Annotated in this window: 32 protein-coding genes; 3 read left to right on the top strand and 29 right to left on the bottom strand. The window is 44.0% G+C overall.

Features of this window, described 5'->3' with window-relative positions; all coding sequences use genetic code 11:
* Positions 1–220: 220 nt before the first annotated feature.
* From CJP46_RS35405 to CJP46_RS36805, 14 genes are all read right to left on the bottom strand, one after another.
* Complete coding sequence (locus tag CJP46_RS35405) at positions 221–2,053, bottom strand: terminase large subunit (RefSeq protein ID WP_094600279.1); 1,833 nt, start codon at positions 2,051–2,053, stop codon at positions 221–223.
* A complete protein-coding gene (locus CJP46_RS35410; protein WP_094600280.1) occupies positions 2,050–2,421 on the bottom strand; it encodes a terminase small subunit in 372 nt (123 codons plus the stop codon). Before CJP46_RS35410 ends, CJP46_RS35405 begins: the two co-directional genes overlap by 4 nt.
* A gap of 148 nt (positions 2,422–2,569) precedes the next feature.
* Positions 2,570–2,803, bottom strand: coding sequence for a hypothetical protein (locus CJP46_RS35415; RefSeq protein ID WP_094600281.1), 234 nt, complete (start codon positions 2,801–2,803; stop codon positions 2,570–2,572).
* Positions 2,804–2,848: 45 nt separating this feature from the next.
* Positions 2,849–3,229 (bottom strand): hypothetical protein, encoded by a 381-nt coding sequence (locus tag CJP46_RS35420; RefSeq protein ID WP_094600282.1) that lies wholly within the window; start codon positions 3,227–3,229, stop codon positions 2,849–2,851.
* 301 nt (positions 3,230–3,530) lie between these two features.
* Positions 3,531–3,971, bottom strand: coding sequence for a hypothetical protein (locus CJP46_RS35425; protein ID WP_094600283.1), 441 nt, complete (start codon positions 3,969–3,971; stop codon positions 3,531–3,533).
* Between the two features lie 156 nt (positions 3,972–4,127).
* Entirely contained in the window at positions 4,128–4,613 is a 486-nt protein-coding gene (locus CJP46_RS35430) for a hypothetical protein (RefSeq protein WP_094600284.1), read from the bottom strand.
* 26 nt (positions 4,614–4,639) lie between these two features.
* Complete coding sequence (locus tag CJP46_RS35435; RefSeq protein ID WP_094600285.1) at positions 4,640–5,710, bottom strand: hypothetical protein; 1,071 nt, start codon at positions 5,708–5,710, stop codon at positions 4,640–4,642.
* A complete protein-coding gene (locus CJP46_RS36925; RefSeq protein ID WP_094600286.1) occupies positions 5,691–6,104 on the bottom strand; it encodes an HNH endonuclease in 414 nt (137 codons plus the stop codon). The genes CJP46_RS35435 and CJP46_RS36925 overlap by 20 nt, the downstream gene beginning before the upstream one ends.
* 299 nt (positions 6,105–6,403) lie before the next feature.
* Positions 6,404–6,766, bottom strand: coding sequence for a DUF1064 domain-containing protein (locus CJP46_RS35450; RefSeq protein ID WP_256992669.1), 363 nt, complete (start codon positions 6,764–6,766; stop codon positions 6,404–6,406).
* Positions 6,726–6,920, bottom strand: a complete 195-nt coding sequence (locus tag CJP46_RS36790; RefSeq protein WP_179281455.1) for a hypothetical protein — start codon at positions 6,918–6,920, stop codon at positions 6,726–6,728. The genes CJP46_RS35450 and CJP46_RS36790 overlap by 41 nt, the downstream gene beginning before the upstream one ends.
* A 14-nt stretch (positions 6,921–6,934) precedes the next feature.
* Positions 6,935–7,111, bottom strand: coding sequence for a hypothetical protein (locus tag CJP46_RS36795; RefSeq protein ID WP_179281460.1), 177 nt, complete (start codon positions 7,109–7,111; stop codon positions 6,935–6,937).
* A 10-nt stretch (positions 7,112–7,121) separates the two neighbouring features.
* Entirely contained in the window at positions 7,122–8,426 is a 1,305-nt protein-coding gene (locus tag CJP46_RS35455; RefSeq protein ID WP_179281461.1) for a replicative DNA helicase, read from the bottom strand.
* Positions 8,392–9,186 (bottom strand): hypothetical protein, encoded by a 795-nt coding sequence (locus tag CJP46_RS36800; protein ID WP_179281462.1) that lies wholly within the window; start codon positions 9,184–9,186, stop codon positions 8,392–8,394. Before CJP46_RS36800 ends, CJP46_RS35455 begins: the two co-directional genes overlap by 35 nt.
* Positions 9,187–9,189: 3 nt before the next feature.
* Positions 9,190–9,351: a hypothetical protein gene (locus CJP46_RS36805; RefSeq protein WP_179281463.1), complete on the bottom strand. Its 162-nt coding sequence runs from the start codon at positions 9,349–9,351 to the stop codon at positions 9,190–9,192.
* Positions 9,352–9,503: 152 nt separating this feature from the next.
* Here CJP46_RS36805 and CJP46_RS37695 point away from each other — a divergent pair, with 152 nt between their 5' ends.
* Complete coding sequence (locus CJP46_RS37695) at positions 9,504–9,710, top strand: helix-turn-helix domain-containing protein (protein WP_094600290.1); 207 nt, start codon at positions 9,504–9,506, stop codon at positions 9,708–9,710.
* Here the strand turns inward: CJP46_RS37695 and CJP46_RS35470 are convergent.
* From CJP46_RS35470 to CJP46_RS35540, 15 genes are all read right to left on the bottom strand, one after another.
* Positions 9,707–9,895 carry a hypothetical protein gene (locus CJP46_RS35470; protein WP_094600291.1) on the bottom strand — a complete coding sequence of 63 codons (189 nt, stop codon included), beginning with the start codon at positions 9,893–9,895 and terminating at the stop codon, positions 9,707–9,709. The two genes, CJP46_RS37695 and CJP46_RS35470, sit on opposite strands and share 4 nt — an antisense overlap.
* Before the next feature lie 114 nt (positions 9,896–10,009).
* Positions 10,010–10,258 carry a hypothetical protein gene (locus CJP46_RS35475; protein ID WP_094600292.1) on the bottom strand — a complete coding sequence of 83 codons (249 nt, stop codon included), beginning with the start codon at positions 10,256–10,258 and terminating at the stop codon, positions 10,010–10,012.
* Complete coding sequence (locus CJP46_RS35480) at positions 10,255–10,593, bottom strand: hypothetical protein (RefSeq protein WP_094600293.1); 339 nt, start codon at positions 10,591–10,593, stop codon at positions 10,255–10,257. The genes CJP46_RS35475 and CJP46_RS35480 overlap by 4 nt, the downstream gene beginning before the upstream one ends.
* Positions 10,590–10,916: a hypothetical protein gene (locus CJP46_RS35485; protein ID WP_094600294.1), complete on the bottom strand. Its 327-nt coding sequence runs from the start codon at positions 10,914–10,916 to the stop codon at positions 10,590–10,592. Before CJP46_RS35485 ends, CJP46_RS35480 begins: the two co-directional genes overlap by 4 nt.
* Positions 10,913–11,140: a hypothetical protein gene (locus tag CJP46_RS35490; protein ID WP_094600295.1), complete on the bottom strand. Its 228-nt coding sequence runs from the start codon at positions 11,138–11,140 to the stop codon at positions 10,913–10,915. Before CJP46_RS35490 ends, CJP46_RS35485 begins: the two co-directional genes overlap by 4 nt.
* Position 11,141: 1 nt before the next feature.
* Complete coding sequence (locus tag CJP46_RS35495; protein WP_256992670.1) at positions 11,142–11,396, bottom strand: hypothetical protein; 255 nt, start codon at positions 11,394–11,396, stop codon at positions 11,142–11,144.
* Positions 11,389–11,808 carry a YopX family protein gene (locus tag CJP46_RS35500; protein WP_094600296.1) on the bottom strand — a complete coding sequence of 140 codons (420 nt, stop codon included), beginning with the start codon at positions 11,806–11,808 and terminating at the stop codon, positions 11,389–11,391. Before CJP46_RS35500 ends, CJP46_RS35495 begins: the two co-directional genes overlap by 8 nt.
* 18 nt (positions 11,809–11,826) lie before the next feature.
* A complete protein-coding gene (locus CJP46_RS35505) occupies positions 11,827–12,123 on the bottom strand; it encodes a hypothetical protein (protein WP_094600297.1) in 297 nt (98 codons plus the stop codon).
* A 215-nt stretch (positions 12,124–12,338) separates the two neighbouring features.
* Positions 12,339–12,707, bottom strand: coding sequence for a hypothetical protein (locus tag CJP46_RS35510; RefSeq protein ID WP_094600298.1), 369 nt, complete (start codon positions 12,705–12,707; stop codon positions 12,339–12,341).
* A gap of 4 nt (positions 12,708–12,711) precedes the next feature.
* Positions 12,712–13,359 (bottom strand): ERF family protein, encoded by a 648-nt coding sequence (locus CJP46_RS35515; protein WP_094600299.1) that lies wholly within the window; start codon positions 13,357–13,359, stop codon positions 12,712–12,714.
* Positions 13,349–13,570 carry a hypothetical protein gene (locus tag CJP46_RS35520; RefSeq protein WP_094600300.1) on the bottom strand — a complete coding sequence of 74 codons (222 nt, stop codon included), beginning with the start codon at positions 13,568–13,570 and terminating at the stop codon, positions 13,349–13,351. The genes CJP46_RS35515 and CJP46_RS35520 overlap by 11 nt, the downstream gene beginning before the upstream one ends.
* Positions 13,560–13,772, bottom strand: a complete 213-nt coding sequence (locus CJP46_RS35525) for a hypothetical protein (RefSeq protein ID WP_094600301.1) — start codon at positions 13,770–13,772, stop codon at positions 13,560–13,562. The genes CJP46_RS35520 and CJP46_RS35525 overlap by 11 nt, the downstream gene beginning before the upstream one ends.
* 238 nt (positions 13,773–14,010) lie before the next feature.
* Positions 14,011–14,241, bottom strand: coding sequence for a hypothetical protein (locus CJP46_RS35535; protein ID WP_094600303.1), 231 nt, complete (start codon positions 14,239–14,241; stop codon positions 14,011–14,013).
* Between the two features lie 108 nt (positions 14,242–14,349).
* A complete protein-coding gene (locus tag CJP46_RS37340; protein ID WP_256992671.1) occupies positions 14,350–14,481 on the bottom strand; it encodes a hypothetical protein in 132 nt (43 codons plus the stop codon).
* A 56-nt stretch (positions 14,482–14,537) separates the two neighbouring features.
* Positions 14,538–14,768 carry a helix-turn-helix domain-containing protein gene (locus CJP46_RS35540; RefSeq protein WP_094600304.1) on the bottom strand — a complete coding sequence of 77 codons (231 nt, stop codon included), beginning with the start codon at positions 14,766–14,768 and terminating at the stop codon, positions 14,538–14,540.
* A gap of 150 nt (positions 14,769–14,918) precedes the next feature.
* On the opposite strand from CJP46_RS35540, the gene CJP46_RS35545 reads away from it, so the two are divergent.
* Positions 14,919–15,272, top strand: a complete 354-nt coding sequence (locus CJP46_RS35545; RefSeq protein ID WP_094600305.1) for a helix-turn-helix domain-containing protein — start codon at positions 14,919–14,921, stop codon at positions 15,270–15,272.
* A 266-nt stretch (positions 15,273–15,538) separates the two neighbouring features.
* Positions 15,539–15,760 carry a helix-turn-helix domain-containing protein gene (locus tag CJP46_RS35550; RefSeq protein WP_094600306.1) on the top strand — a complete coding sequence of 74 codons (222 nt, stop codon included), beginning with the start codon at positions 15,539–15,541 and terminating at the stop codon, positions 15,758–15,760.
* Positions 15,761–16,048: the final 288 nt, after the last annotated feature.

Genomic DNA, 16,048 nt, shown 5'->3' on the forward strand with positions numbered 1-16,048 from the left:
CTTCGTTGTGTCTCCTCTGCCGTCTGGCTCTGCCCCTGATCGCGTTCAAACACCAATTGCTTGATGTCATCCTCCAATTGCTGAATGTACTCTACAGCCCGATTGTGTTCGTCTGTGAGAGTCTTGTGATTCAACCGAAGGGTTGCAATGTTATGAGCTGCGTAATACGATCCAGCGGCCAGTATGGCGACGATAAGGACACATAAGAGTGTATAAAGCATTACCATCCCGCCTTTCTAAACCAAACATCGTCATCGTCCGCGGCGTCTTCGATCTCACTAATGTGAACCCAGTTGCCGCCTGATTGGACATATGAACTGCCTGCAATGGCCTCAGTAACTTCCGTTGATGTATCCGTTATGTCTGCCAGCTCAGTGATGTAGGCGTCCATAACGAGCAAAATAATAGCCGATGACATTACGGTGTCATCATTGCCAGTTGCGGCATTGGTGTCCCCGTTGTCACCGACTACGTATTTAATGCATTCTTTAATCATTCGTTCGGACTTGCATCCAAGCGTACGTTCACGTATGAGCTTTGCTAGGTTATCGATCATCAGCGGCTTGGTCCGGACATCCGTCCACCATCCAAGTTCTTGACGCTCGACATCGGTCACCTTGTCGTATTTCGTGCGCTTATAGAGGTTCCAATACGTATTCTTCATGGCGTTGATTGTCGTTAGGCCGTGATTGTTTTCCTCTACAGCTATCATGGCTTCGTTGTACCAGTTGCCCAGGTTAACCAGAATGGGATTACCGAAGGCATCCGGATCAATATGCCCGTGCCACATGGCTACTAGGTTCTTGTCAGCGTCATACACTGGCGCACATGAAAAGTCACCATCAGCCTTGCCCTTCGCAACGTCAGCGCCGATAAAGTATTCCTTACCGGGTTGCGGCCGTTTCCAAACCTCCAGGTTACCATGCTCATCCTTCACGAACACAGGCCGTCCACCATGGCTCTCCAGCCTTCCAAGCTCTCCAGGTACACAATGTTTCAGGTACTCCATGAGCACATTCACATCAAAGCGTGGTCTGCCTGATGCTAAGAATGATTCTTCTGGTGTACATGGATACTCTTGGGGAAGTTTCTCCCTCAGATCCTTGTACTTACCGTAGTACCAATACAGTTGGTTCCAGGTCAGGCCCTCATGATCCAGCAGCAGCTTCAGTTTCTCGAAGAACTCAGTGGGAGGATTCAGCACATCATGCTTAAACTGTTCCTCACGCTCGGCGTCCTCAAACTTCAGGATGTATTCCGGCGTCAGCCACCATTGATAGAACTTCGGCTCCCAGTTGTTGGCGCCTTTCTCAGCACCGTCCCACAAGTCCTTAAACTCATTCAGGCCGTTTGCTGTGGTTTCTAGGATCTGAATGCTGTCCTTGGTCAAGGCTTCACCCAAACCAGTCATGATGCTGTCTATAGAGTCCCAGAACGCGGCCTCAGAACCATGAAAAAAGTTGATCGTCTTAGAACGACCAACCTCTTTGTTGCCGGCTGTGTTTACTCGCCAGCGGCTATTTAGGTTTTCAAAGTGGAACTCACGGCGGTTGTTGTACTTCTCCGTGGGCTTCAGTGGATCCGGCAGCTGATTGTAAATGTACTTGGCCTTGTCCTCGAATATCGTATTCGTGTTGTCGCCACTGTCGGCCAGCGTGAACCCTGAAAAGTTCTTGCTGATAATGGCATTCGAAAGCTGATAGGCCGTGATAAATGACGTAAATCCCTGCTGCCGACCTTTCAGCACCAGGAACTTCAGATGTAGGCGCCTGCCCTCGCGGTATCCGTCTTTGGCCTTGTTAATGTCGGCAAGAAAGCTTTGCTGCACCTCGTTCAGGAAGAACGGGATCGTGTTCTTGTCCTTATCTACGATGACAAAGGAAATCTCGATCAAATATTCCGGGTATCGTTTGATCTCCTCTCTCACCGCAGCGTTTTGGGGATCAACGATATAATTGACCGCGGCCATGACGAATTCATTGTCACGCTCGATGTTGTGGGTTGTGTCCCACAGTTCCTTACGCCGGTTGATGATGTCTCTGCACGTCTTCATGAGAAGAACTCCTCGAGCTTCTTGCTTACCTTCAGGTCAATCTCTGTCCGATCTTTGAACATCCCGAAATGTTTGGCCACACTATCCAGTGCACCTTTCGCCACGGCTGGATCTGCCTTAAGGTTGGTTTCAATGATCTCCTTATACTGATCTAATACCCATTGAACGCTCATGCCGGATTCCTCTTGCATTTTGTCCGTCCTTTGTCCGATTTCGGACATTACGTCTACATTTGTCAACAAACGACTTGCAGCACGTCTTGCGGCCTCCTCGGTACATTTGTACCCAGCACGCAGATAAGCAGCTGTCCCATTCATGTCCTTCATGTATTCATTTACGAAGTTCATTTGCTTATCCGTCAATGCCATGGTTATCACTCCTTTCACTTTTTATTGATCCATTTCATCAGTACCTTTACCACCACATACCAAAATAAGAGGTATAGAAAGACTTTAACAAACATGTGTACTACCCGCCTTTCGGGTAACAAGAAAAAGCACCCGAAGGTGCTTCTAACTACAGTGATGATCTTATATTTCTTGCATGATTGGATTGGTTGATCTTATTCGACTTCTTATTAGAGATTCCGGCATATTTAATCGGTTCTCTTCTGAAAACTACATCATTATGCCGTACCCACCCTGTGTCTTTAGATAGAATCAGATCAAGTAGTTCCTCCGGATCATCCGTAGAAATGTTTATTCTGTGGTCTTTATCAAATACAACCACTACTTCTCTCTCATCCGACATTTACTCACCTCCCTCCATGTGTCATTTTACATTTTGGACGATGAGTTAAGATTTTGTTATTGTATTGTTCATAAATTCATTTACGTATATCCACTTTTCTTTCAAATCTTCATGAGCGCTATACAGCCAAGAAGTATTTTCATCCTTTTCAGTAATTACTTTCTTTAACTGAAAAATGTAATGATCATATGCTTTGAAGAATGGTTCGTATTCATAGTGTTGAATATCTTCGTAGTCGTTGTAAATTCGTTTTAATTCCAAATAACTCGCAAAAGACAAATTAAGATATCCCAGTGATAGTTGATATTTCTGAGATTTTTCATGTTTATCGATTACCTTATATGAATTTTCAGCGTCCATATAAGCATATCTGACAAGTTCTTGAAATTGTCCTAATTTATATATCCACTCTTTATGATCCAGCATGTCCACCCCCCTTTAGGGATATTTTACCATGTTGGAATCTCCATCATAAACACCTAAAAAAAGTGACGGCTGCTAATTACGCAATTAGGAAGTGTTCTCCTCTCCTATTTGGTATCCGTCACTTTAATTATTGTGTTATTCGGCGCCGCAGGACGCGACGCCCGGTAGATGGATGTAGAAATCAATGTGAACACGGACCGCGCGTGTAGCCATCACGTATTCATCACTTGTTCCTATGTTATCAGTTTACAGAATCGTACCGGACATTTTCCATACAACATATAGGACATTTTACGGACATTTACGCGGTTCTTAGAACCACATCGTCCAGATTTAGTATTTCCGGCACATCGATTAGTGCGAATGCTATGCTCAGTTCCTTCAGGGCTGATTTGTGCCATCTCCGGATTGTCCGTGCGTCCTTGTCGACGTACTCTGCGATTTGTTCCAATGTCTGCCGGTTCCGGTCCATATACTTTCGCTGGATAACCGTCCGTTGATTATCATCCAGAAGTTCATTTACCGCGGCGTCTATAACGCGCACAATTTGCGTGTAATGGCGGTAATCCATTTCGCTTTGTAATGTATTTCCTCCACCCAAACGCGGCTCTCTGCTCCCGTATCCTCCGGCTCTGGGCATCCCTGTATTGTCGTATGGATCATAGCCAGCAATACCGTTGCTGATTGCGAACTTATAGCTCCGGTAATTCTTCAGCATCTCCACGACTTTGTCCTGGTTCATGTTCTCCCTCCTCTACCTTCGTCAGCCATTCCTTTTTGTACGGGAACGCCGATCTACCACCATCTAATACAACATATACCCAATCTTTCGTTATGGATGCGACCGTCCCGACTGCGCCTGACTTTAACTTGACCCGGTCTTTCTTTTCCATGTTCATCACCCCATGAAAAGCCTTTTCCAAAATCCCTTGTCGCTCTGTCGTTCTTCGTCTTTCCGCAAGTCCATCAGAAAGGAATAATACTGCTCATTTGCCTTTTCCTGTTCTCTTGCCATTTTTAACATGATCTCGAGTCTATCTATTGCCCATTTCATTGTCACCGCTGCTTTTTCCGTTTCAACAACCTCTCCCTCATCAACAACGCATATGAGGTCTTTTTCTTTACCAAATATCAAAAACTTTATATCCGATACTCGCCCCAGGCTATGCACATAAACCTTCGCTCCCATAGTGTACTGAACGTCCGTTTCTTGGGTCTCGATCAAAGAGCCGACCGGATCGTTATTATCTATTTCCTCCGAGTAATCCAAGCCATTTTTGATTGCTTCAATTTGTGATTCGATAAAGCTTGGCGGCGCCCCTCGCATGTACATTGGTGCATTGTACACCTTTACCTTTTTAAGTTTGTGTATGTGAACAAGCATATTGTCCTCCCTAGAGAAAAGACGGCTTACGCCGCCTCTCCTTTCGTAAGTGCCTGTTGTTCAAGTAATGTTACCCGTTGCTCGAGCGCTTGAAGGCGTTCCGCAACGCTTCCAGCTGCTTCTGTTTCCAGCGCTCCGTCAGTGTCCCCTTGATCCACTCCGTCGAGCTGGCTTTCGCTTTCTTTTTGAAACTGCGAATCAGTTGGAATTACAACTGCCCCACTGCCCAGTGCCAAATCGTCCTGATTACGTTCCGTTTCTTTCTCGGCTTGTCTTGCAAGGTACTCGGCGCGAAACACCTCTGCCTCTTGGGCAGTTACCTCCTTATACTTGTTTCTCTCGATCCACCCGAAGGTAATTTGTTCGTTCGTTTCCGCAAGCTTAGCCGTGAATGTTGATCCTTTCAAATCTGTTTGCTGAACATCATAAATTGCCGGCTTAGACGCCTCATCAAGCTGCTTTTGCTTCTTGTAATTGTCCAGAGCGTCTTTCACGTCCACAACTTGGACCGCATTTACCGCACCAACAGCAATTTCCTTCCGGAGGTCATCCACCTGACTGTTCAGGCGTGCAATCTCTGCCTTGGCTTCATCCAATTCAGCAGCTGCCGCATCACGCTTGCGCTCCGTATCTTCAAGTTCTGCCTTCAGGTTAGCAATCTCTTTCACCTGTTGGGCGCTCACTTCGTACATTTCATCATACTGTTTCTGGGTATTATCCCTTTCAGTCTTGGCCGCGTCCAGTTGGTCTTTCGTACTCTTGATCTCGCTGAGCAACTTTTCTTCCCGATCCATCATCGTTTGCTGAACAACAGTGCGAAGCAACTGATATGCTGCCTCATTATTGCAAAGCTCGCGCATGCTTACGTCTTCGACCGTCAGATTGTCCAGGATATATGCAATTTGCGTTTGGTTTTCTTCTACCCGTTCCTCATGCTGTGCAAGCCGTTGTTCCACATCCAATTGCTGCGTCAGATCATCCAGTTGTTGCTGTAGGTCTGCAATCTTATCTTCGTCCCGCATGGCTCCACGTTGATATTCCGAATGGATGCTATACCGCAATTCCTCGACTTTTTGCTCAAGCTCCTGGATTGACATGTCTCTTATCCCCCGTTTTCCGAATTTTTAGATTTTTTGGTTTTCTATTGTTTCTGTTCACTTGTTGAGTGACGATTCTTAAATTAACCGAGCGCCTATTATCTAAGGTGTCGTGATTATAATGGTCCACTACCATTCCCTCTGGTATTTCATCAAACAGATAACGCGATAAGTTTACGGTCATTCCTTTTTCCCTACCGCCATATCCTTTCGCCCATCCAACAATGTAGTAAGATTCTGTTCTCCTTGAATAAGTGCAAGTCCACGTTCCTTCGAGTGATTTCGCTTTTTCGAGATCGCATAGATCAATTTTGGTCCTTAGAACTATCCTAGTTCTTGGAACTTTCACAGTGATAATCGCTTCATTCCCTATTATTTCGTAAGAATTTTTCATTTACGACCACCTTGTGTAACTAATTATCGATTTCCTCCGAATTACTCTTATTTACTTATAATTTTACCACATTTTCTTTGATTTTGGTACATTTTTCTTGCTTCAGGATATCTTCAAATATGAATTTGGAACCAATATCTTTTTCCCCACCTCCCTCTCAGACTTGCTAGGAGGCCCATAGTAGGCTTTTTGTACCCGTCCGGCTATTCGGTCGTCCCAGGTCATTAAGATGCCTGTAATAGCCCCACGTTCGTCCACAAACGTATAATCTCGCCCATGGTTAATATAGAGGCCGTATCTCATGCCGATACCCACCTTCCGTTTTCTTTGGTGACCAACTTAAGCTCAAGATCCGGATACCTAGAGTCAAACAACTTCTTCTTGATGTTGAAGTCTTTTGTTCTCACCCCTTTCACGTCTATGACCACCGTCTGTCCCGCCTCCTTGTACTGGAAGTCTGCACGGTAAACGATGCCTTGAATGTTCTTGCCATTCTTCTTGAATGAATCTAGCAATGTGAACCGCGGCTGCAGCTCCAGGTCCGTAATCGCCCCGGCACGTTGCAAGAGCATCAGCTGCCGGTAATACTCGGACTCCATCTTGCTGTCGAATTGAATGCCGTCAACTTCGGTTCTTTTTGCGCCGTACTTGTTTGCTCTCATGTTGCCCCTCCTTTGTGACCGGCTCTGTTCTAACATCAACAATAATCTTTGCCCATTTCGCTGCCTTCTCAGATATTGCATCCATATCGCCCTTGGCAACAACGCGCCCCTGCACTAGCAGCTGATATTCGACGGGCTCGTGTCTGATAATCATGCGGCCTCCTCCATTCAACTGATTTTCAAATCCTTCTGTATCCATCTAGCTGCTTTATACTCTTCAATTCCCTCCTGAATTTCGTGCATTCCGGCATCCGGAAACAGGTTGTACAACATTTTGGCATTCGGAATGCACTCGTTCATGTATCTGTGCTGCTTCAGGTATTCGTAAACAGTCCATCGATCCATAACGTCACTCCTAACCGTTGTAGTCCTCGTATTTTTGAATCCAGCCTTTGAACAGATAGCGAAAGCTCTGTATTCCTGTATCCCGGCCCTTGGCTATTGTTGATTGAACAACGACCCCATCCCGGCTTTGGTCGTCCGGATCCTGCCAAAGAAATTCAATGATGTCTGCCTCTTGTTCGATTTCTCCTGAGTCCCGGAGATGTTGGAGCTGTGGGGCTCCTTCCGCGCCTTCCCGGTTCAGCTGCGCCAGAATAATAATCGGGCATTGAATCTCCTGGGCTAGCCATTTGAAACGCTTGGCCACCTCGCCTACTGCTCGGCTCCAGGTTTCACCTTTGTTTTGCTTAATGTTCATCCGCGTTAAGTAGTCAACCAGGATTGCCCCTATCTGCCCTTTCTTGCGTTTGATCTGTCTTGCAGTAGCCACGATATGATCAATCGTTACGCCGGCCGAATCCTCCACATAGAAAGCGTTGCTGTTGAATTTGGCATGCGCTTCCTTCAAGCGATCTACCTCAAAGGGGTCAAGGGTTTTCTTTCGGATTCTCGAGAAGTTAACTCCGCTCTCCGTCGATAAGATCCGGTTTTTTAGCTGGTTGAAGGTCATCTCTTGAGACCAAACCAACACATCACCTACATTCTGCTTGGATATACTCGCCGCCATTTGCATAGCTTTTGCAGTTTTACCGATACTCGGACGGCCAGCAAGGATATAAAGCCACCCCCTGCCGATACCTCCGGACCATTCATCAAAATTCCTGAATCCGGTTTGGATGTTTTCAGTCGTGCTCGACAAAAATTCAAAGTAATCTTCCTGGGTCTCGGAAAAACTTTTCATCTTTCCGCTCGTATCCGGCCGCATGTAGGTATATAACGAGTCCAGGAGTTGCATATACTCTTCTATGGTTTCAAAGTCATCTTCCAAGGTCAGGCGCCGGATGTCCTCTGATAAAGTCATTCCTTTGCGCTTAACAGACTCCCTCTTTATCAGTTTGGCGTAATGTGGCGCGTATGATGCTGTATACTCGCTATTTGCAAGCGAAGTGAGAAATGAAAGGCCACCCATTTCCTCCAAAACTTTATCCTGCTGAAGTCTGTTTGAAATAGTGATAACGTCAATCGGTTCGTTTGCATCATAGAGTTTTTTTGCAGCTGACCAAATGTGCCGGTATGAATCAGTTATAAAATCATCATCAGAGAGAGACGCGGCGATTTCGTCCATCGCCTTTGAATTGACCAGGATCGACGCAATAATACCTCTCTCGGCCTCGATTGACTGATTAAAGGTTAACGGCTTCTCCGTTTGTGAATTCATTCCGATTCTCATTCTCCTTTTGCAGATTCATCAAATGCTGCTGGTAACTAATCTCTTTTTCCTTCAGCTTGTCCTTTTTAGAAACAACCTCAAGTTTTACAAGAGACTCTTTCTTTGTCTTACCTTCTCTTCTCAACCGATCAAGGATGGACATTGCATAAGCAACGTTCTTACCCTCTGATTGCTTAATGGCTGATTCCACTACCTCAAAATCAAACTCACCGAGATAAGAACAAAGCTCTTCGAGTTGGAAAATACCTTTGCAGATGAGGTTGTATTTATTAACGAGTGTCATGACTTTATCAGAATCAGACACACCACCTTCTGTTCCCTTCTCTTCAGTTCTATTCTCTTCTGTTCTGTTCTGTTCAGGAGGAAATTCCGGGAAGTTCCGGGAAAGTCCAGGAATATCATTATGGTTTGAAGGTGGTTCCGGGAATTTGGACTTAGTTCTTTTGTGCAATCCTTGCTGGTGATTATCGAAATTAACGATTTGGATGTACTTATCAGAACCAACCTCGTACCAGATTAACAAGCCAGCATCATGCAGAGATTGTATTGCTCGTTCAACGTCCTTAATGGTTTTATCCAGCATCGGAACGACAAGAGCTTTAACTTTTGCCGGTGACCCAGTCAACCTACCGAAATCGTCAGTGTGTGGGATGATCCACGTGAACAGCAGCATGTCAAAAATATTAGGCAATGTGTTTACCTTCTCCGATATGCTGATGCTCTTACTAATCATTCTTTTTTCTGCCATGGCTTACACCGCCTTGTGGCTGTCTCTTTCGATCTTTTCAACAATGGCTTTAACAATATAATCGTGTTTAGTTTTGATTACTGATTTTTCAAGTGCTTTTTGAATCTCTTCGTGAAAGTACTGATCCATCCGGAGTGGAAATGTTTTAATTTTGTTAGGAGTCATTGGTAACCACCTCGTATCAATTTGGTAATTAGATTGTAACATGTTAGTTACTAAATTGCTACTACTTCATTGCAATTTTGATATCATTTGTTTATTCTTTTTTTGTCATAATTTATAGTGAAGAAAAAACAGTGAGGAATTGAAATTTTGATATGATACAACCAAAGTTGCATATATTAATGGGTCAAAATAAAATTAAAAGCATCCGGCAGTTGTCTGAGAAAACGGGAATTTCTCGGGCTGCGCTCACAAAACTATATGATGGTGAAGGTAAAGGTATTGAGTATGCTACGCTCAACACCCTTTGCACCTTCTTCAACTGTCAGCCTGGCGAGCTCCTGGAGTACGTTCCGGATTAGGCGAGGCGCCTAACCAAACTCCTTTCGAGCTCGTCAATCCGTTGTTGTGAGAACCTAATCATCTCTTCAGCAGTTTCACGCTGTCCTACATTTCCGTATTTCCTCGACTCTTCAAGTTCGCCTTCCCAATACGTCTGGTTTTCTTTCCATGCGGCGATATCTTTTCTGATCTGCTCTCTATTCATGGGCTGCCCCCTAAAGTACTAATAAAATGATGAATGCGTAAACGAATAATGCGATACCGATCGTAACGGCTGATGCTTGGATGACTGTGATTGCCATGTTGCCGATCCAGTTAATCATGCTTCAGCCTCCTCACGGCTCTTTAGACGCGCTTTCGCCCTGTCCCTATATTCTCGTGCCAACTGCCTGGCATCATCCCTTGTATCGCATTCTATAAAGCCTGTTGGGGTGGATTTATCAGTTATGAATGCCTCTTTGCCATTGACGATGATTTTAGGGAAGTATTTGGTATACAGATCGTCATTGATCCAGAATGATTTATGTTCAGTCCTGATTCGGTCGCTTACTTCTCTGATTTCGCTCATGCTTCAGCCTCCTTGATGTATCCCAGGATCCCGGCTATTTGTTCGATTTTATCTAGTTCGACTTCATTCCAATTGGTTTTGCTCACTTTATTGAAAAGTGCTATATAGTATAATTTAGCTTTTAATTCCTCTGTAACTGGATAAAGAAAAATTCCCTCCCAATTGTCGAGTTTGCTATATCCGTTTATGAAGGTTCTACCGTCCTCAGTTTTGATCCATCCTTTTGGTGTAATCTTTTTGATTTTCGTAATAACATCCCCGCGCCATCTCGTTGAATACGATACTTCATCGCCTACTTTAAGTGATTTCAACCATTCCTGCTTTTCATTGTTCATACTTCATCCTCCCCTGGGAGGTTAATAGTCGCGAAATAAAACACTGAAAACTCATCAATTCCACTTCTATCAGGCGGAAACCATCTAGGAGGTTCCTCATCCCAATAGCGTTCAAAAGAGGCAACATCGACAGCATGCCCATCTGAGACAAGATATGATCTTCCTATTTCCGGTGGATTCTTTGGATCATACTTTTTCCAAGGTATTTTATATACTACTTTCACTCGATCGGAAAATTCGTTCATGTCTTCCCGACATTCTTGACATAGATCATCGTTAGGAAGTGCTTCTTTTACTCCGCAGTCTTCACATCTCTTTTTCATGCTTCAGCCTCCTTATCCATTACTGCTAATAGAAATTCACGAGTATACCATCCTTCAAACCCCGGTCTTGTCATCAAGTAAATATGTTGTTCAGATTCTTCGTGCCACTCCTTGCAGCGAACAGTCCAGTCATAGCGCCCGTTCTCTTCTTGCATTGGAATGATGTCACCGACCTTTATCTCTTCCCGTGTCATATCTGCTTGCCAGTCCCGATTATCTGACATCTTAGCGGCCCTCCTTTGGCTCTCCACAGGCTTCTTCATAAGACCAATACGATGGGCACTCTTTGCTATTTGGAGCCATCTTGGTATCACTGAGGCTTTCTGACACGCATTCATTCCTATCTTCGTTTCGGATTGGGTGATACATGTTCCAATAGCATTCAGTGCAGGAGCATTGTCCGTCCCAATCGCCTTGCATTTCTCCGATCTTGGTGAATATCCGGTCCATGTCATCTAAAATGTTGGTTTCTTTATTCATTGGTTACCTCCAGTAGAGATGGATTTTCGAATTTGTTACCTATGACCTCGGCATAATGCCTCTCTCGATGTAAAAGCAAGCTGCCACAACATAGCTCCATTCGATCGTTGTATCCGACTTCGTAATTTCCGTTTATCTGCATCGGCCCTTCGAATGGATGTCCTTGAATTTGGACTATATCCCCTTCATAGATATCCTTTCCGTTACGGTCTATGTGGCCTGTAGACTGCATGAGGACATACTGTTCAGAACAATCTATTTCCACTTTCCCACCGCCACCGAAAGTACACCATTCCTCGATTTCGTAGATACTGCCTTCACCACTAATCCATATGTCATTCCGGTTGAACGCCTCCGGATCCAACATAATATTGAATTTCTTATCCCACGCTCTGAATTTAATTTCACGCATCTTTGTATCCCTCCTAATCTATAAAGACCATCTGCTTGTGGCTATTCCGCACCAGGTCAGGAAGCTTTTAGCCTGCGAGCAGTAACCGCGAGTATCAAACGTGAAAGGTACGACGCTTTTGTCAGGGCATGACTTCGAAATCCCTAGTCTTCGTTCCGCCTCATCGTAAAACAGATAAAGTTCGTCGTTGCCTCCTTTCAATGCCAGTTCCTTTTGAAGATTCGCGTTTAAACATATCCGATTTGATTTGTCGATCGTGATAAAAAGGTCATCCATCCGTTTGTCGATTCTACTAATTGGTTTTAATGCTCCCATTGGGCAGCCCTCCATTTGGTTTATTTACCTGATATGCCGTCATCAAATTTGATTCCGTACACTTTCAGTAATTTTTTTTGTGATTTGTCCCTTTAAACACCGCCCGAATCGATTCCGTACACTTCTTTGAGCGATTTCAGTAAATATAGGGACAAGAATTTTTGTTTTTGGGACATCAAAACCAAATATTTTTTTAATAACCGGTGGATTGGCGTTCAAGCTATGCCTCCGGTTCTTTTATTCGCCTTTGCGATCTTGTCCAGTAAAATGGGCTGCCATATCCGTTTATTGCTGTGTACCATGGCATGATGGTTATAGCAGAGGAGCACACAGTTATCAGGCTCATAGACGCCTCCACCGCCTCCCATACCGCCGTATACAACACGGTGAAGGTGAAGGCCCGGGCCGGGCTCTCCGCACAGCAGACAGTGGTTTCCGTCTCTCTGCTGCACGATGGCCCGGGTCTTCTCTTTGCTTGATTTATTTAACACTTTGCGCATTGCCTTACTTGGTTTCCGGTTGTGATGGTCCAGGATATTTTTCCGCCATGGGGCTACTGACTTATTTTTCTTTTGGAGTGCCATACAATCACGCTCCTACATAGTTGGTAAGAAGATTGATGAATTCATGCGCTTGGCTTTTGCCCAGTTCTTTCAAGCTCTCTTGACCACTGATTTCCTCAATCATTCGACGGAAGTCATCTTCGAGTATGTGCTTGTCGTTCTTCAGTTTGTGGCAATATTTGATTTGGGCCTCAGTTATCAGGTTGTTACCTGCTGGCGGTTGGCTTGTCCGCGGTGCGCTTGGTGGTGCAGCTGGTCTGGATGTCTGTGCCGGACCTGCGCTTGCTGCATTGCCGTCGTCATCGTCTCCAAGAGATAGGGACAAGGCCGCAGCGTAACTGTAACGTCGTGCATATGTGATTGCAGATCCGGCGCCCTGCGGGTCGAGTTTGACCGGTTTAAGCGTCAGGGGCTCAGTCTCAATCCATTCTCCTGAGTCGTGGAGAATCATGGTACGAACCGTAATTTTCTCCCCGTCCCCACCCGGGAACTGCATCACCGTTAGGCCGTGCTTATGAAGAATGGGCTTGGTTTCATCAATCATATGGTCCAGAGATGTATATTGTGATTTAAAATGTGGGTTCGTGGAGTCGTGAGAGATGGATTTTACCTCTCCATTGAAGGCCACCAGCGCCGCCGCGATCTTATTAATGGTTTCGCTTTTACTGCACATGAGCTTCACTCTCCAATTCATAGGTGACCTTGACTGGAACCGTTCTAAAATTGTGGGGATCGTCTGGGCCGTATCTTCCAAGAAGCCACACTTCCAAATCATCAATCCGAGAAAACCAAACCGCATCCATGAAACCCTCTACTGGTTGAGAGTGAAGGTCTACAAAATGCCCATCTTTATGCTGAGGTACGTACCGATATTTAATTTCCATACCGTCCAACCTTCCTTTGTGATATAATCGAAGTAATTTCATTTTGAAAATGCATTTCCCGGGTCGCTGTTGCTGCAGCGGCCTGTAATCGTTTATGAGCCAGATAAGCGTTGTACTTATAAATCCGATAAAGCTTGTTGTCCAGTGTCCCTCGTGTTTTCGCAATCTTCGCCAGCTCTAGGAATGTCCTTGTGGTTGTCATCGTTCTTATCCTCCTTTTTGTTTTCACCTCCCCAGCCGTAGTAGGCTAGTACATCTTCCAAGCTTTTGAACGTCTTGACCTTCACGCTGATTTATTCAACTCCCATTCCTTCATGGGTTGCACCTCTATGATCTGGTAGCCCTTTTCCTTCATCTCTCGTCTCAGGCTCTCTTCATCTATTGCAGACCATCCAAAGAGCCGACCGCATTCCGTTTGAACTCTGAACTCTGTTAACTGATTAGCTGATGATGGCGCCGCCGTCATATCGATGACCTCCCGCCTCTTTAATGAAGAAGTTTGATACGCACCGATCCGTGCTGAAGAAATCCCCGTCGATTACGATGTATTCGTCATGGTAAATGTTGATCTGGTCCCGGCAGCCGCATGTGCAGAAGCGAACCGGTAAGGAATTTAAAGGAACAACTGGAGCCAACATTGGATTTTCGATATCTCTCAGGTTTTTAGCCACTTTTCTTACCTCCTGTTTTGGTTTCTTTGTCTGACTTGGCTTGTCCAAATTTACGAAGAGCTTGAATAATTGCTTCTTTGAAGTTAGGGCCGGGCTTTTCCGTGATCTTCATTGGTTCACCACTTTCGGCAGCTTGGTCATCAGCTTCACATAATCAGCTTTCTTGTTATTTCCGAAGTCTTTAAGGATGGTCTTCTTGATTTGTTCTGCCATCGGGCCGATCGTCATTGTCGCTTTCATGGTGGGCCTCCTTATATACAATTAATTGAACGGAAGGTATAATTTATCTGGATTATTTAAGCTGTTTTTAACTTCTCAATTTTTGAGATATTTTTCTTAAAAAAAATCGAGGGGTCTACTTCCAATCCATCTCTGCAAATTTTTTCGTAATCCTCAACAGTCATGGAAGAATTCCCGTTTACGATACGATAAAAACGTTGAAGACCAATACCAGAACGTTTAGCAACTACTTTCATAATTAAACCGTTTGAATTAATGTACTCCTTGATTTTCTCATTAATCTTCATTTCATATCACCTCTTTTCTCAATTTGTGAGATTTTATATTTATAATATAATTCTCATTTTATGAGATGTCAATATATAATTCTTATTTTTTGAGATTAGATTTCTTAAAAAATGAGTAATGTGATAATATTTCTCAAGAGGAGGGAAACCATGAGTGTATTGGGAGATCGTCTTAGGGCTGCCCGAGATAAAAAGGGTCTAAGCCAGATTGAAGTTTTCCGAAGAACAAAAATAAACAACAAGACATTAAGTAGATATGAAAATGGTGGAACTGAGCCAGATATCGATACATTAAAATTGTTAGCAGACTTATATGAGGTATCTGTAGACTACCTTACTGGATTCGATGAGAACGAAAGCCAAAGAAAGTACGGAGAGAAAACAAAAGAAGAATTGATAATTGAGGAAAAGATGAAATTAGCGGAGCAAATATTAGCTCTGCCGGAACATGAGAGAAGATTAATCGAGGATATGATTAGAACATTACAAAATAAAAATAATTAAACCGATCTCCCCGGGTAAGACCGGCTCAGACTAAATTAATCCATTAAGTTTACAACTCTTAGGATTGCTTGTTCTAACTCATTATCTGCTGTTGAAACTTGGAGTAGTTCAATGAGTTGGCCTTTGCTTGTCTGAAGTATGAACCTTATTATTTCTTCGTCTGACATAGCGTCCAGCTCCGTTCGTAAGTAATCGCTCGTGTTATATCTATATTAAGCGAACAAACGTTCTTATTCAACAACAAAATAGTTAAGCGAGGCATGATCATGGGGTACAAACCTGGTCGATGCCTACTGTCACAAAGGCTTAAAGAGATCAACAAAAACCAACAATGGCTTAGTGAAAAGACCAGCATAAGCAAAACCCAAATCTCTGATTACGCCAACAATCGTAAAGTCATGATGATTTGGACAGCGAAAACTATTGCCGAAGCTATTGGATGTTATATTGATGACCTCTACGAGTTTCCTTTAGACAGTAAGGTATGAGTGGCGATGCCGCTCACGACCGGAGGAAAAGTACTCTAGGTGAAGAACTAACAGCGCTGTTAATACCTCGCAAGTTAAATGTATCATCCTATTCCTTATTTTTCTAATGATTTACCATTTTATTGCAATGGGAATATAGGGTAATAAAATACATAATCCTCCTATACTTACTTACCCAAAAAATCAAACAATTAACTATCTTGATATTCATGACAGTTTAATAGCAAAAAAATAAAACCCCCGTTTATTCGGGAGTTCTATATGCACCTCTATAGTCAGTAAGTTCTC

It is taken from the genome of Paenibacillus sp. XY044 (genome assembly GCF_002257645.1).
Lineage (GTDB): Bacteria > Bacillota > Bacilli > Paenibacillales > Paenibacillaceae > Paenibacillus_AQ.